Below are 14,002 nucleotides of genomic sequence, written 5' to 3' on the forward strand. Positions count from 1 at the left end.
CGCGGCTGGGCCCCCCGCCTGCTGGCCGTCTACGGCCTGGGCCTGCTGGCGGCCGGGGCCTTCCGGGCCGACCCGGCCCAGGGCTTCCCCCGCGGCGTGCCGGGCGGCGAGGTCAGCTGGCACGGCATCGCGCACCTGGCCTCCGGCGGCGTCGGGTTCGCCTGCCTGGTCGCGGCCTGCTTCGTCCTCGCCCGCCGCTTCGCCCGCAGCGGGAGGACGGCCTGGGCGTGGGGGTCGCGGGCGACCGGCGCGCTGTTCGCGGCCGGCTTCCTGGCCATGGTCTCCGCCGCGGGCGCGGCCTGGTCCAACCTCGCCTTCACCGGCGCCGTGGTGCTCGGCTGGGCCTGGATCGCCGCCCTGGCCGCGCACACCTACCGGAACGCCTGACCCGTCCCGCGATCACCTGATAGATCATTGCTTGGAGGGAGACGACCGATGCGATACATGGTTCTGCTCAGGGCCGCCCAGCCCGCCACCCCGCCGCCCGCCGACCTCATGGAGGCCATCGCCAAGCTCGGCCAGGAGGCGACCGTCGCCGGAGCCCTGCTCGACACCGCCGGCCTGGCCCCCGGCGTCTCGGGGGCGGCCGTACGGCTCGCCGAGGGCGGGCTCAGCGTGACCGACGGCCCGTTCGCCGAGTCGAAGGAACTGATCAGCTACGCCCTGTACGACGTGCGGTCGAAGGAGGAGGCGGTCGAATGGACCTCACGCTTCATGCGCCTGCACCGCGACCTGTGGGAAGGCTGGGAAGGCGAGGCCGAGGTGGTCAAGGTGCTCGGCCCCGAGGACTTCGCCCCACCGGCCTGAGCACCCCATGACCGGCACCGAGCCGCGGCTCGCGGCGCACCGCGCGATCGAGGCGGTCTGGCGGATCGAGTCGGCCAGGCTCGTCGCGGGTCTGGCCCGCCTCGTCGAGGACGTCGGCCTGGCCGAGGAACTCGCCCAGGACGCGCTGCTCATCGCGCTGGAGCAGTGGCCGGAGGCGGGCGTTCCGGACAACCCGGGCGCCTGGCTGATGGCCACCGCCAAGCACCGCGCGATCGACCACCTGCGGCGGCGCGGCCGATACGAGCGCAAGCTCCAGGAGATCGGCCGCGACCTCGGCGGCAGGCCGGAGCCGGACCCGGACGCCGACATGGACGACCACATCCGCGACGACATGCTGCGGCTCATCTTCACCGCCTGCCACCCCGCCCTGACCACCGAGGCCCGCGTCGCGCTCACGCTGCGCCTGCTCGGCGGCCTGACCACCGGGGAGATCGCCCGGGCCTTCCTGGCCACCGAGCCGGCGGTGGCCCAGCGGATCGTCCGCGCCAAGCGCACCCTGGCCGCGAAAGGGGTCAGGTTCGAGATGCCGGCCCCCGACGAACTGGCCGGACGGCTGGCGTCCGTGCTGGAAGTCGTCTATCTGATCTTCAACGAGGGCTACTCGGCCACGGCGGGCCACGACTGGACCCGTCCCGACCTCTGCCACGAGGCGCTGCGCCTGGGCCGTCTCCTGACGGGCCTGCTCCCCCGCGAAGCGGAGGTGCACGGCCTGGCCGCGCTGATGGAACTGCAGGCCTCCCGGCTGCGCGCCCGCACCGGGCCCGGCGGCGCGCCGGTCCTGCTCGCCGACCAGGACCGGCGGCTGTGGGACCGGCTGCTCATCCGCCGGGGGCTTGAGGCGCTGGAGCGGGCCGAGTCGCTCGGCGGCGTCTTCGGCCCCTACGCCCTGCAGGCGGCCATCGCCGCATGTCACGCCCGTGCGGCCCACGCCGGCGAGACCGACTGGGAGCGCGTCGCCGCCCTCTACCGGGTGCTCGCCCACGTCTCGCCCTCCCCCGTCGTGGAGCTGAACCGCGCCGTCGCGGTCGCCATGGCCGGCGACCCCGCACGCGGGCTGGAGATCGCCGACGCCGTCGCCGCCGACAAGGCCCTGCGCGGTTACCCCCAGCTGCCCGCCGTACGCGGGGACCTGCTGGCCCGGCTGGGCCGTACGGAGGAGTCGCGGCGGGAGTTCGAGCGGGCGGCGTCGCTGACGGGCAACGAGCGGGAGCGGGCCCTGTTCCTCGGCCGCGCCGCCGGCAGCCGATAGCCCCGCCCGGCGGCGAGCACGCCGGATGGCTTGTCGCGGACGGTTACGAGGTCGAGTTGCTCGACCCGATCCCGCTCCACGTCGAGCGGGCCGGGGCCCTGGCCGGGGTGACGGCCCGGCTGGGCGACGCACGCGACCTGCCCGCACCGGACGCGAGCGCGGACGCGGTCCTGCTGCCGGGCCCGCTCTACCACCTGGCCGACCGCGCCGACCGGGTCACGGCCCTGACCGAGGCGCGCCGCGTGGTGCGCCCCGGAGGGCTGGTGGCCGCCGCCACCATCGACCGCTACGCCGCCGTGCACGACACGATCAACCTCGGGGTCTACACGCAGGAGCCGGAGCGGCGCGCGGCGCACCAAGCCGTGACGGACGGCGTCATGCTGTCCCCCGGGCACGGTTTCTCCGCCTACTTCCACGAGCCCGACGAGGTGGCCGGGGAGTTCGCCGACGCCGGGTTGCCCGAGGCCGAGCGGTACGGCCTGGAGGACGCCTTCTGGCTGTACGGCAACGTCGACGACTGGCTCGACGACCCCCGACCGCCGGCTCATGCTCGACGCCCAGCGCGCCATGGAGCGCGTGCCGTCCCTCCTCGGCGTCAGCGGCCACCTGCTCACCCTCGCGCGCCGCCCCGCGTGACGCCCTACGGCGCGGGCTCCTGCTTGGCCTTCGGGCGGGCACGCAGGTGGGCGCGCTCACCCTGCTGCCCGAACAGGCTGAGGAACTCCACCGCGTGCGCGTCCGCGGCGCCGAACCAGTGCGGCAGCCGGGTGTCGAACTCGGCCGCCTCCCCCGGGGAGAGCACCAGATCCTGCTCGCCGAGGACCATCCGCAGCCGCCCGTTGAGCACATAGAGCCACTCGTAGCCCTCGTGGGTCTTCGGCTCCGGCGTCCTCCTGGCGCTGCCCGCCGGGATCACCAGCTTGTACGCCTGGATGCCCCCGGCCCTGCGGCTCAGGGGCAGCATGGTCATCCCGTTGCGCACGACCGGACGCAGATGGACGCGGGGATCCCCGGTCGGCGGGGCGTCGACGAGCTCGTCCAGCGTGACACCGTGCGCCCGCGCCAGGGGCAGCAGCAGTTCGAGGGTCGGCCGGCGCGACCCCGACTCCAGGCGCGACAGCGTGCTCACCGAGATGCCGGTCGCCGCCGACAGGTCGGCCAGGGTCGTCTCGCGCTGCCGGCGCAGCGCGCGCAGCCGCGGCCCGACCGCGACGAGCGCGTGTTCGAGGTCGTCGTCCACGCAGTCAGCTTGCCATACCCCTCACAGCACTGACGAAGAGCCGGAAATGAGACGTCAAACCACCATTGGTAGGTTCCTGGACAGACATTGACCTATTGAACGGAGGAGCAGCGCCGTGGATGTCGAGCAGACGGTGTTGCCGGGGATCGGGTTGCGGCACGAGTTCACCACCCGCTCGGGACGGCGAATAGGAGTCGTCTCCCACCGCACCGGGCGACGCGACCTGGTGATCTACGACCCCGACGATCCCGACAGGGCCTGTGAGACGGTGAAACTCAACGACGAGGAGGCCGACGCGCTCGTCGAACTGCTCGGCGCCCCCCGCATCGTCCAGCGGCTCAACGCACTGCACCGCGAGGTCGAGGGACTGGTCAGCGTCCAGCTGCCGATCTCGCCGGGCACCCCCTTCGCCGGCCGTCCCATGGGCGAGGCCCAGGTGCGCACCCGCACCGGCGCCTCCATCGTGGCCGTGGTCCGCGCCGGGCGCGTCTTCGCCAGCCCCGCTCCCGACTTCGTCCTCGCCACGGACGACGTCGTGGTCGTGGTGGGCAGCGAGGACAGCACCGCCGCCGTCGCCGACATCTTCGCCAGCGGCTGAGGGCAGCGCGTGCACAATACCGCGATACTTTTCCTGGAATTCGGCGCCGTCGTCCTCGGACTCGGCATCCTCGGGGCACTGGCGCTGCGCGTCGGCATCTCCCCGATCCCCCTCTACCTCATCGCGGGCCTGGCCTTCGGCACCGGTGGCATCCTCCCGCTGGCCACCAGCGAGGAGTTCATCGCCACCGGCGCCGAATTAGGTGTCATCCTGCTGCTGCTCACCCTCGGCCTGGAATACAACGCCGACGAACTGGTGACCAGCCTCAAGGGCAACGCCCGCGCCGGCCTGGTCGACCTCGTGCTCAACGCCGCGCCCGGCGCGATCCTCGCGCTGCTGCTCGGCTGGGGGCCGGTCGCCGCGGTCGCCATGGCGGGCGTGACCTACGCCACCTCCTCCGGCATCACCGCCAAGGTCCTGTCCGACCTGGGCTGGATCGGTAACCGCGAGACCCCCGTGGTGCTGTCGCTGCTGGTCTTCGAGGACCTCACGATGGCGGTCTACCTGCCGGTCCTGACCGCCATGCTGGCGGGCCTGAGCGCGGTCGCCGGGGCGATCACCGTGGCCATCGCGCTCGCCGCGGTGAGCGTGGTGCTCCTGGTCGCGCTGCGCTTCGGCCGCTACATCGAGGCGTTCGTCGCCAGCCCCAACCCCGAAGTGCTCGTGCTCAAGGTGGTCGGGCTGGCGCTGCTGGTGGCGGGACTGGCCCAGCAGCTGCAGGTCTCGGCCGCGGTCGGCGCCTTCCTCGTCGGCATCGCCCTGTCGGGCGAACTGGCCGAAGACGCCCAGGCACTGCTCGCGCCGCTGCGCGACCTGTTCGCCGCGATCTTCTTCGTCTTCTTCGGCCTCCAGACCGACCCCACCAAGATCCTGCCCGCCGCGGGCCTGGCCGCCGGTCTCGCCGTGGTGACGATGATTACCAAGCTGCTGACCGGCGGGTACGCCGCCCGCAGGGCAGGCATCGCCCGCGCCGGACGCGTCCGGGCCGGCATCGCGCTCATCCCCCGCGGAGAGTTCAACATCGTCATCGCCGGGCTGGCGGTGGCCGCCGGCGCCCACCCCGACCTCGGCGCCCTCGCCGCCGCGTACGTCCTGATCCTGGCGGCCTTCGGCCCCCTTGCGGCGCGCCTGGTCCAGCCGCTCCTCACCCGGATAGCGGCCCGCGCCTGACGACCGTCACCCCCCGTCGCCCCCCGGCATCGGCCTGCCCCCGCACTGCGGCGGCAGGCCGTTGTGCTATCGCGGCCAACCCACCGTCCACGGCCGGAGCTTGTCGGGGTTGCGTACCGCCGGATCGGGTGCAACGTGGTGCTGACCAGGCCGCCGCCGTCGCTGATCGCCGTGGCGCCGGGGTCGAGGAGCCCGATGAGGGCGTCGATGTCCCCGGTCTCCAACGCCTGGTTGAAGTCCCTGACGATCCGGGCCTGCCGGGCCACGGGAGCCGCCGGAACCTGCGTGCCGCGGATGCGGCGGCGGGCCGAGGATGCCAGCTGGCGGCAGGCCGCCGGGGTGCGCCCGACGATGCCGGCCACTTCGGCGAAGGAGTAGCGGAAGACGTCGTGCAGGACGAACGCGACCCGCTCGGCCGGGGTCATCGCGTCGAGCACGACGAGGAAGGCCAGGTTGACCGACTCGTCCAGGGTGATCCGGTCGGCCGGGTCGGCGGTGACGCCCGGCCGACCGCCGGGCCACTCCGCGGGGTCGGGCAACGGCTCGCTCATGATCACGCTCAGGCCGGCCCTGGCGCCGTCGCTGAGTGCGCCGGGTCGCCGTTCCCTGGCCACGTGGCTGTCCCGGCACGGTGCCGTGGTGCTCGAGGCCGCCGTGGTGAACGAGGTCCGGCCGGATGCGGTCGTCTTCGCCGACGGGACGGTCCGGGCCAGCGCGTTGACCGTCTGGGCCGCCGGTTTCGGCGTATCTGAGCTGGCGGCGGCCAGCGGGCTGCGCACCGACGCCCTCGGCCGCCTGCTCACCGACGAGACGCTGACCAGCGTCGACGACGACCACGTCGTCGCGGCCGGGGACGCCGCCGCACCCTCGGACCGGCCGCTGCGGATGAGCTGCTACGCCGCCGGACCGCTCGGGGCACAGGCCGCCGACACCGTGCTGAGCCGCATCGCGGGAACCACTCCGGCGGTGATCGACCTGGCCTTCACGGGGTCGTGTGTCAGCCTCGGCCGGCGCGCCGGCCTGCGACAGTTCGCCCGCAAGGACGACACCGCGACGAACGTCCACTTCGACGGCCGCATGGGCGCCATGTACAAGGAGCTGACCTGCAAGCTCGCGCTGTGGAAGATCCGCCGCGAGGCCCGCCTGATGTGGATCAAGGGCGGCCCGCGACCCGGGCAGCCGGCCGCCCACGGCGTTCGGGACGATCACGGCGCTCGGGGCGCCAGGTGGTGACGAGGGCGGCGGCGAGAAGGAGCTCGGCGATGTCGCCGCCGTAATACATGATCTCCGCGCCGCCCCGCACCTCGGCCACGGGAGCCCGCACGTCCAGCCGGAAGCCGCCGTACATCAGCTGCGCGACGATCGCGTGCACGGCGATGGCGCAGCCGAGGTAGACCAGGCGGGCACGGACGCCCGGCCTGGCGGGCGCGGGATCGGGACCGGCGATGACATGGGCGAACAGGCAGCCCGACAGCAGGAAGTGGGCATGCAGCAGCCAGTGCCCGGCCGGGTGCGCCGCGGCGGCGTCATAGAGCGGCGTGAAGTAGAGGACCACGAGACTGCCGGCGGACAGCAGCAGGGCGGTCGCCGGATGGGCCGCCAGCCGGCCGGGACCGCTGTGCACGACGGCGGTCAGCCGCCGCGCCCCGGCGACGGGCAGGGTCCGCAGCAGCAGGGTGACGGGAGCGCCCAGCACCAGGCCGATCGGGGCGTACATCCCGATCAGCATGTGCTGCACCATGTGACCGCGGAAGTCGGCGTGGGCGAGGGACGCGACGGGCGGCAGGAGCGCCGCCGCCACCAGGACGAGCCCGGCGGCGAAGCTCGCCGTACGCCACCCGCTCCAGCCCAGGACCGGGTTGCGGCGGCGCGCCCGCCGCGCCAGGCGAAGGTACACGAGCAGGACGAGGACCGGCGCGAGCACGCCGGACACCCCCGCGAAGTGGGCGCCGTGGTCGGTCACGCAGGAGTCCCTGCGGGGTCGAAGGACCGCCCGCTGCGCGCGAGCAGGTACCCCCCGGCGAGCAGCAGCGCGCCCAGGACGAGGAAGCCGAGGTCCCACCACAGCTGGTGGGGGCCGCCGCGGACGTGATGGATGCCCAGGATGTGGTGGTCCAGGACGCCTTCGACGAGGTTGAAGACGCCCCAGCCGGCCAGGATCCACCCCCACAGCACCCGCGACGTCCACACCCGGCGCCGCTCGCGGGTGACGCGCGAGTACAGGATCGCGAGGCCGACGAGCACCGCGAGCCAGCACACGGTGTGGAACAGGCCGTCCCACACCGTGTTCATCTCCAGCCCGGAAACCGTGCGGGGGTCGTAGTACCGCACCCCGATGCGGTCGGTGTCGGTGCTGCTCAGCATGTGGTGCCACTGCAGGAGCTGGTGCAGCAGGATCCCGTCGACGAACCCGCCCAGTCCCACCCCGAGCACCAAGCCCCGCAGGCGCAGACTGGCCGGCGCCGGGCCGGTCCCGGCCTCGTCCGCGCTGGTCGTCATCGCCCTGCCCCCCGTCCCCCGGCCGCCGCTGTGCGGATCTCCGCCTGGGCAGGGTCCCCGGATCGGGCGCCGTAGTCACGCAGGCACGCGCGGATGCCCCGCCGGGCCTACCGACTCTTTAGACAGGACCTCTCAGACAGGACCTCTCAGACAGGGCCTCGTCCGGCGGCGCGGGCGGCGACGAACGCCTCGATGCCGTCGAGCACCCGCTGCAGGCCGAACTCGAACGCCTGGTCCGGGTCGTAGGCCGCGTTGTAGGCCTCGCCCGCCGCCGCGCCCACCCGGGCCGCCAGCGGATGCCGCCGCGGATCGAACACCTTGGCAAGATAGGGCGCGTGGGCGTACCACCACTGCTCGTCGGTCACGCCCGTGTCCCCCGGCGCCTGCGCCGCCTCCACCGCACCCCTCGCCGCCCCGCTCACGTAGCCGTTGAGCAGCGTCACCACCGAGTCCATCTCGAGGTCGTCCAGGCCGATGCCGTCGACCGCCCGCAACTCGTAGTCGTACTTGGCGATGAAGTTGGGGCCGAGCGGGGGCCGGCTCACCGTCGACACCTGCAGCATCCACGGATGCCTCCGGTACAGCGCCAGACTCTCCCGGGCGATCAGCTCCAGCCTGCCCCGCCAGCCGCCCGGCACCTCCGCGGGCGCGGGCAGCTCGCCGTACGCCGTGTCGACCATGACGTCGATCAGCTCGGCCTTGCCCGGGACGTAGGTGTACAGGGACATCGTCCCCACGCCGAGCTGCTCGGCGACCTTCCGCATGGACAGCGCGGCCAGGCCCTCGGCGTCGGCCACCGCGATCGCCGCGCGCACGATCCGGTCGACGCCGAGATCCGGTTTCCCCTTACGCCCGGTCCGCTCACCCGTGCGCCACAGCAGGGCCAGACTCCGCGCCGGGTCTGCCTGCGAGCTGTACTCCGTCATCGCCTGCGAATTCTATGCGCACTGCCGCTCTGTGACCCACGCCACATGGGGTTCCTGTCAGCAATCGAGGCGCTGCTCCGCTCAACTCACCGAGAGCAAGCGAGCCGACAGGAGCATCACATGAAGCACCGCATCGTCGTCCTCGGCGCCGGCTACGCCGGGGCCTACGTGGCAGGAACCCTGGCCCGCCGGCTGTCCCCGGCGGACACCGAGATCACCGTGGTCAACGCCGTGCCGGACTTCGTCCAGCGAATGCGCCTGCACCAGTTGGCGGCCGGCCGGGACATCGCGGCGCCCACGCTCGCCGACGTCTTCGCGGGCACGGCGATACGGCTGCGCCTGGCCCGCGTCACCGTCGTCGACCCCGAGCACCAGGTCGTCGCCGTGGCCGACGCCGACGGAGGCGGCGAACTCGGCTACGACACGCTCGTGTACGCGCTTGGCAGCCACGGCGACGACCACGCCGTCCCCGGCGCCGCCGAGCACGCCTTCGACGTCGCCGCCAGGCCCGCGGCGCTGCGCCTGCGCGAGCGCCTGGACACTCTGGACAGGCAGCGCGCAGGCGGCCGCGTGGTGGTCGTCGGCGACGGGTTGACCGGCATCGAGACCGCCACCGAGATCGCCGAATCCCGGCCCGACTTGACGGTCGCACTGGTCGCCCGCGGCGAGCTGGGCGCGCGGCTCTCCCCCGGGGCCCGCGGCCACCTGCGCCGGGCCTGCGACCGTCTGGGCATCACCGTCCTGGAGCACACCGCCGTCGAAACCGTGGAAGCGACACGGGTGCTGTGCGCCGGCGGCACCGCCCTGGCGTCCGACGCGACCGTGTGGACGGCCGGGTTCGCGGTCGACCCCATCGCCGCCACCGGCGGGCTGCATGTCACCGAAAACGGTCAGATCGTCGTCGACCGCACCATGCGCTCGGTCTCGCACCCGGACGTCTACGCCGTCGGTGACAGCGCCCACGCCATCGGCGACAACGGCCGGCCCCTGCCGATGTCCTGCGCTTCGGCCGGCTACACCGGCCGGCAGGCCGTCGAGGCGATCACGGGACGCCTGACCGGCCGCGAGATCACCCACACCACGCTGGCCTACACGTACAACCACATCAGCCTCGGGCGGCGGGACGGGATCCTGCAGCCGGTCGACGACGAAGGGCAGGCGAAGCCGACGTACACGGGCGGCCGGAAGGCCGCGCGCGTCAAGGCGGGCATCCTCACGATGTCGCTGTGGGCCACCTCGCACCCGACCTTCGGCATGCCCCAGCGCAAGCGCCGCCTCGCCGCCGCACCGGACGCGACCGCAGAAAAGGCCGTCGCGTAGCCGCCTAGGGTGGTCCACGTGCACAGCAGCGCCACCGATCGCTTCGACACCAGCCGGTTCGCGGCCAGCCGGAACCGGCTGGCTGCGCTGGCCTACCGGCTGCTGGGTTCCGCCGCCGACGCCGAGGACGCCGTGCAGGACGCGTTCCTGCACTGGCAGGCCGCGGACCGGCGACGGATCGAGGTGCCGGAAGCATGGCTGACCAAGGTCGTCACCAACCTGTGCCTCGACCGGCTCCGCTCGGCGCGAGCCCGCCGGGAACACACCGCCGGCGCCTGGCTGCCCGAACCACTCCTCGACGGCGACCCGATGCTCGGCCCGGCCGACTCGTTCGAGCAGCGCGAATCGGTCTCCCTGGCCGTGCTGACGCTCATGGAGCGCCTGTCGCCCGTCGAACGAGCCGTCTACGTCCTGCGCGAGGCGTTCTCCTACAGTCACGCCGAAATCGCGGAGATCCTCGACATCACCGAGTCCGCGAGCCAGCAGCACCTCCACCGGGCCCGGCGCCGCGTCACCGCCGCGCGCCGCAACGGCGGCGTGGTCGACCCCGCGTCCGCCCGCAGGGTCGTCGAGGAGTTCCTCGCCGCCGCCACCTCGGGACGCACCGAACGGCTGGTGGAGCTTCTCACCGACGACGCCACCGCGATCTCCGACGGCGCCGGCCTGGCCGAGCAGCTGATGTGGTACGACACTCCGCAGCGCGTCGCCGCCGTCGTCCGGGCCGGTCTCAAACCCACACCCGCCAAGCGGCGATTCGCCGGCGGCACGCCCGCCATCCACTACGCGCTCGTCAACCGCGCCCCCGCCGTCCTCTTCGTGATCGGAGACCGGGTCATCGGCGCCGTGACGTTCGACATCACGGGCGGCAAGATCGCAACCGTGCGCAGCATCGCCGCCCCGGCCCGTCTCCTCCGCCTCGCCGAGACCTGGCGGCGGCACGGACCGGACACGCCGCTCATCAGTCGCTGGTGACCCCACGCCATCCGAGTCATGCCAGCCGTGCCCGGCCTGGCACGGCGGGCCGGGCGCGGGGCGGAGGTGCGCCACCCCGTGCGCTAGCGTGATCGCCATGCTGCGCCGATGGATGCTGCCGATCCTCTTCCTCGCCCTCGGGCTCGCCGCGGCGGCCCGGCAGAGCGCCCAGGGATCCCCGGGCGGCGCCGTCACACTGCTCCTGCTGTTCGTGGTGGCGGGCGTCCTGCTGTCCCCCCTGGCGTTCCCGAGATCCGTGAGCGCCGCCGAGGCGCTGCGCCGCAGCGCGACCGACGGCCGCCCGATCGTCTACTGGCGCCCCGGCTGCCGCTACTGCCTGCGGCTGCGCACCCGGCTCGGCAGGCACGCCCATCGGGCGCACTGGGTCGACATCTGGCGCGACTCCGAAGGCGCCGCGGCGGTCCGGGCGGCCACCGGCGGCGACGAGACCGTGCCGACCGTGGTGGTGGCCGGCACCCCCCACGTCAACCCCGACCCCCGATGGGTGCGCGCGCAACTGCCCTGACCTGCCTCAGCCCTCCTGGCTTGCGCGGTCCAGGCCGCGCAGCGTCCGTGCGGCGCCGGCGAGCAGCGCGGCACGCGGCAGGTCCCCATCCCCGGCGCACCACTCCGCCACCGCCTCCAGCACCATCGCCCGCACCGTCTCGTCACCCGCGAGCCCCGACGACTCCAGCGCCGACCGCAGCGACCGCCACGCCGACGCGCGGTCACCCCGCTCCCCCCGCACCCGGGCCAGCTCCACGTGGACCGTGGCCAGGAACTGCGCGGGCACACCCGCCTGCCCGCCCGCCAGCTCCAACGCCTCCACGAGCAGGGCCTCCGCCTCGGCGGGCGCCCCACGCCGGCGCGCCACCTCCCCGGCCGCCTGCCGCACCCGCGCCAGCGCCACCCGATCCCCCGTACGACCGGCCACCTCGCCGGCCCGCGCCAGCTCCCGCTCCGCCCCCGCCAGGTCACCCGTACGGGCGCGCAACTGGGCCAGCCGCACCCGCAGCATCAACGGGACGGGGATCGCCTCCATCCCCCCGATCAGCCCCGCCAGCTCCGCCGCCTCCTCCAGCAGCGTCAGCGCCTCCGCCGCGTCCCCCCGGTTCTCCGCCACCAGCGACAGCCAGTACAGCGCCAGGGACAACCCCCACCGCTCCCCCAGCGCCCGGTAGCCCGCCAACGCCGCACGCAGCCGCGCCTCGGCCGCCCCGGCCCCCGCCCCGCCGTACTCGAACTCCGCGATCCCGCCCATCAGCAGCGCCGTCGCCCGCGCCCACGGGTCCTCGTGGTCACCGAACGCCCGCATCGCCGCGATCGCCCGGCGCCAGTGCTCCGCGCCCCCGCCGGACGGCCTCACCCCCACGGTCCAGGCCCACAGCGCCACGGGATGGCGCGACACCTCCACCACACGCAACGCCTCGCGCGAGGCGTACGCCCCCTCGGACGCCAGCAGCGCACACACCATGGCAGGCAGCTCCAGCCCGGCCGGCGCGTCCCCGTCCGGCACCGCCCGTATCGTCCGGATCGCCCGCGCCCACCTCACCGCCTCGTCACCCCGCCCCCGCACCGTCCACGCCCACAACCTGGCCATGAACAGCCGCAGCGCCGCCCGTTCCCGCCCGGTCCGTACGGCGTGGCCGAGCGCCGCGTCGAGGTCGCCCCGCTCGGCGTCCAGCGCCGTCAGCAGGCGAAGCTGCTCACCCGTCCGCAACCCGGGCTCCGCCGCCTCCGCCGACTCCAGGAAGAAACGCAGATGCCGGTCCCGGACCGCCCGCGCCTCGCCCGACTCCTCCAGACGCTCGGCGGCGTACGCCCGGACGGTCTCCAGCAGCCGATAACGCACCTGTGCCGCCCGGGCCGACGACCCGCCCGGCTCGGCCACCACGACCAGCGACTTGTCCACCAGCGAGGCGACCGTCTCCAGATCGCCCGCGCACACCCGCCGCACCGCCTCCGCCGTCGCCCCGCCCGCGAACACCGACAACCGGCGCAACACCACGCGCTCCCCCGGCGACAGCAGATCCCAGCTCCAGTCGATCACCGCCCGCAGCGTCCGGTGCCGCGGCCCCGCCGTACGGCTGCCGCGCAGCGTCAGCCGTTCCCCCATCGCCTCCACGAGCTGCCGCATCGTGAGCGACCGCAGCCGGGCCGCGGCGAGCTCGATCGCCAGCGGCAGGCCGTCGAGGTCCCGGCACAGCGCGACCACATCCGCCACCACGGAGTCGTCCACGGCGAAGTTCGGGCGGACCGCCGACGCCCGATGCGCGAACAAAGCCACCGCCGGGAACTCGAGCGCCCGCGCCGCGGCCACCCCGTCCGCCGGCAACGCCAGCGGCCGCACCGGATGAAGGTGCTCGCCGGGGACGTCCAGGGGCTCCCGGCTGGTGGCCAGGATCCGCAGCCCGGGCACCCCCGACAGCAACCGCTCCGCGACCGTCGCCGCCCCGTCCACCACGTGCTCGCAGTTGTCCAGCACGAGCACGAGCTCCCGGCCGGCCAGCGCCCGCACCAGCGCGTCGAGCGGCGACGCGGCCGGCCGCCCGGCAGGGTCCCCGTCCGGCTCCGGCCCGGCCGCCGGTATGGCCGCCGATATGACCGCCGGTATGGTCGCCCGCACCGCGGCGGCCACGTCCGCCGGGCCCCCGACGGCGGCCAGCTCGACCAGCCAGACGCCCGAGGCCGCGGCGAGCCCGCCCGCCACCTCCACCGCCAGCCTGGTCTTGCCCGCGCCGCCCGGCCCGGTAAGCGTGACCAGCCGCGCGGCCGACAGCAGGCTCCGAACCCGTGCCACGTCCTCCCGCCTGCCGAGCAGGCTCGTCACCGGCGCCGGCAGGTTTCCCCGTACGGCCCGCGCGACCCGTACGGCCCCTACGACCCGGGCAGCCGGAGGATCGCGCACCGCCTCCAGATGTGCCGCGCGCAGTCCGGGCCCGGGGTCGACGCCCAGCTCGTCCGCAAGCCGTCGCCTGACGCGCTCGAACGTCTCCAGCGCGTCCCCGCGCCGCCCCGCCGCGCACAGCGCCCGCACCAGCAGGGCGTGGAACGGCTCACGCAGCGGATGCGCGGCCACGAGCTCCTCCAGCTCCGCCACCAGCGCGCCGGCCGCCGTCATGTCGGCCACGGCGAGGTCGGCGCCCACCCGGGACTCCAGTGCGGAAAGGCGCAGCTCGTCCAGCCGCGCCGCGGCGGCC

General features: G+C 74.3%; 15 protein-coding genes and 2 pseudogenes. 11 read left to right on the top strand and 6 right to left on the bottom strand.

The genetic code is table 11. The features are described from left to right. From AB0J39_RS32080 to AB0J39_RS32095, 4 genes and pseudogenes are all read left to right on the top strand, one after another. A partial coding sequence (locus AB0J39_RS32080) for a DUF998 domain-containing protein (RefSeq protein WP_363471631.1) occupies nucleotides 1–387 on the top strand: 387 nt, incomplete at its 5' end. 48 nt (nucleotides 388–435) lie between these two features. Then, nucleotides 436–807, top strand: coding sequence for a YciI family protein (locus AB0J39_RS32085; RefSeq protein ID WP_363471632.1), 372 nt, complete (start codon nucleotides 436–438; stop codon nucleotides 805–807). 7 nt (nucleotides 808–814) lie between these two features. Then, entirely contained in the window at nucleotides 815–2,077 is a 1,263-nt protein-coding gene (locus AB0J39_RS32090; protein ID WP_363471634.1) for a DUF6596 domain-containing protein, read from the top strand. After that, nucleotides 2,074–2,334, top strand: a pseudogene (locus tag AB0J39_RS32095) (methyltransferase domain-containing protein); the annotation flags it as partial. The gene AB0J39_RS32090 and the pseudogene AB0J39_RS32095, both read left to right, overlap by 4 nt. Nucleotides 2,335–2,717: 383 nt before the next feature. On the opposite strand, the gene AB0J39_RS32100 reads toward AB0J39_RS32095, so the two are convergent. Then, nucleotides 2,718–3,317 (bottom strand): XRE family transcriptional regulator, encoded by a 600-nt coding sequence (locus tag AB0J39_RS32100; RefSeq protein WP_363471636.1) that lies wholly within the window; start codon nucleotides 3,315–3,317, stop codon nucleotides 2,718–2,720. A gap of 115 nt (nucleotides 3,318–3,432) precedes the next feature. Between AB0J39_RS32100 and AB0J39_RS32105 the strand changes: the two genes are divergently transcribed. The 3 genes from AB0J39_RS32105 to AB0J39_RS32115 all read left to right on the top strand — a co-directional run bounded on the left by AB0J39_RS32105 (nucleotide 3,433) and on the right by AB0J39_RS32115 (nucleotide 5,463). Next, nucleotides 3,433–3,915, top strand: coding sequence for a cation:proton antiporter regulatory subunit (locus AB0J39_RS32105; RefSeq protein ID WP_363471637.1), 483 nt, complete (start codon nucleotides 3,433–3,435; stop codon nucleotides 3,913–3,915). 9 nt (nucleotides 3,916–3,924) lie between these two features. After that, complete coding sequence (locus tag AB0J39_RS32110; RefSeq protein ID WP_363471639.1) at nucleotides 3,925–5,085, top strand: cation:proton antiporter; 1,161 nt, start codon at nucleotides 3,925–3,927, stop codon at nucleotides 5,083–5,085. Between the two features lie 135 nt (nucleotides 5,086–5,220). Further along, the gene (locus AB0J39_RS32115) at nucleotides 5,221–5,463 is read left to right on the top strand and encodes a hypothetical protein (protein ID WP_363471641.1); all 243 of its coding nucleotides are present in this window, start codon (nucleotides 5,221–5,223) and stop codon (nucleotides 5,461–5,463) included. Here AB0J39_RS32115 and AB0J39_RS32120 read toward each other — a convergent pair. After that, nucleotides 5,439–5,636: pseudogene (locus AB0J39_RS32120) on the bottom strand (RNA polymerase subunit sigma-24); the annotation flags it as partial. The gene AB0J39_RS32115 and the pseudogene AB0J39_RS32120 overlap by 25 nt on opposite strands. Between AB0J39_RS32120 and AB0J39_RS32125 the strand changes: the two are divergent. Next, nucleotides 5,539–6,318 carry an FAD-dependent oxidoreductase gene (locus AB0J39_RS32125; RefSeq protein WP_363471643.1) on the top strand — a complete coding sequence of 260 codons (780 nt, stop codon included), beginning with the start codon at nucleotides 5,539–5,541 and terminating at the stop codon, nucleotides 6,316–6,318. The pseudogene AB0J39_RS32120 and the gene AB0J39_RS32125 overlap by 98 nt on opposite strands. On the opposite strand, the gene AB0J39_RS32130 is transcribed toward AB0J39_RS32125, so the two are convergent. The 3 genes from AB0J39_RS32130 to AB0J39_RS32140 all read right to left on the bottom strand — a co-directional run bounded on the left by AB0J39_RS32130 (nucleotide 6,239) and on the right by AB0J39_RS32140 (nucleotide 8,510). Next, nucleotides 6,239–7,048 (bottom strand): cytochrome c oxidase assembly protein, encoded by an 810-nt coding sequence (locus AB0J39_RS32130; protein ID WP_363471644.1) that lies wholly within the window; start codon nucleotides 7,046–7,048, stop codon nucleotides 6,239–6,241. The two genes, AB0J39_RS32125 and AB0J39_RS32130, sit on opposite strands and share 80 nt — an antisense overlap. Beyond that, the gene (locus tag AB0J39_RS32135; protein ID WP_363471646.1) at nucleotides 7,045–7,584 is read right to left on the bottom strand and encodes a DUF2243 domain-containing protein; all 540 of its coding nucleotides are present in this window, start codon (nucleotides 7,582–7,584) and stop codon (nucleotides 7,045–7,047) included. Before AB0J39_RS32135 ends, AB0J39_RS32130 begins: the two co-directional genes overlap by 4 nt. Nucleotides 7,585–7,730: 146 nt before the next feature. Next, complete coding sequence (locus AB0J39_RS32140) at nucleotides 7,731–8,510, bottom strand: TetR/AcrR family transcriptional regulator (RefSeq protein WP_363471648.1); 780 nt, start codon at nucleotides 8,508–8,510, stop codon at nucleotides 7,731–7,733. 120 nt (nucleotides 8,511–8,630) lie between these two features. On the opposite strand from AB0J39_RS32140, the gene AB0J39_RS32145 reads away from it, so the two are divergent. The 3 genes from AB0J39_RS32145 (at nucleotide 8,631) to AB0J39_RS32155 (ending at nucleotide 11,328) form a co-directional block, all read left to right on the top strand. After that, entirely contained in the window at nucleotides 8,631–9,830 is a 1,200-nt protein-coding gene (locus tag AB0J39_RS32145; RefSeq protein WP_363471649.1) for an FAD-dependent oxidoreductase, read from the top strand. An 18-nt stretch (nucleotides 9,831–9,848) separates the two neighbouring features. Beyond that, the gene (locus AB0J39_RS32150; protein ID WP_363471651.1) at nucleotides 9,849–10,802 is read left to right on the top strand and encodes a sigma-70 family RNA polymerase sigma factor; all 954 of its coding nucleotides are present in this window, start codon (nucleotides 9,849–9,851) and stop codon (nucleotides 10,800–10,802) included. Nucleotides 10,803–10,899: 97 nt separating this feature from the next. After that, nucleotides 10,900–11,328: a glutaredoxin domain-containing protein gene (locus tag AB0J39_RS32155; protein ID WP_363471653.1), complete on the top strand. Its 429-nt coding sequence runs from the start codon at nucleotides 10,900–10,902 to the stop codon at nucleotides 11,326–11,328. Between the two features lie 6 nt (nucleotides 11,329–11,334). Here the strand turns inward: AB0J39_RS32155 and AB0J39_RS32160 are convergent. Next, on the bottom strand, nucleotides 11,335–14,002 hold a 2,668-nt coding region (locus tag AB0J39_RS32160; RefSeq protein WP_363471655.1), incomplete at its 5' end, for a BTAD domain-containing putative transcriptional regulator.

This window comes from Microbispora sp. NPDC049633 (genome assembly GCF_040675265.1).
GTDB classification, from domain to species: domain Bacteria; phylum Actinomycetota; class Actinomycetes; order Streptosporangiales; family Streptosporangiaceae; genus Microbispora; species Microbispora maris.

Excerpts from the sequence above, each read along its gene's own strand:
- AB0J39_RS32085 (WP_363471632.1), top strand. The coding sequence starts at position 436 with ATGCGATACATGGTTCTGCTCAGGGCCGCCCAGCCCGCCACCCCGCCG.
- AB0J39_RS32155 (WP_363471653.1), top strand. The coding sequence starts at position 10,900 with ATGCTGCGCCGATGGATGCTGCCGATCCTCTTCCTCGCCCTCGGGCTC.
- AB0J39_RS32145 (WP_363471649.1), top strand. The coding sequence starts at position 8,631 with ATGAAGCACCGCATCGTCGTCCTCGGCGCCGGCTACGCCGGGGCCTAC.
- AB0J39_RS32135 (WP_363471646.1), bottom strand. The coding sequence starts at position 7,584 with ATGACGACCAGCGCGGACGAGGCCGGGACCGGCCCGGCGCCGGCCAGT.
- AB0J39_RS32140 (WP_363471648.1), bottom strand. The coding sequence starts at position 8,510 with ATGACGGAGTACAGCTCGCAGGCAGACCCGGCGCGGAGTCTGGCCCTG.
- AB0J39_RS32090 (WP_363471634.1), top strand. The coding sequence starts at position 815 with ATGACCGGCACCGAGCCGCGGCTCGCGGCGCACCGCGCGATCGAGGCG.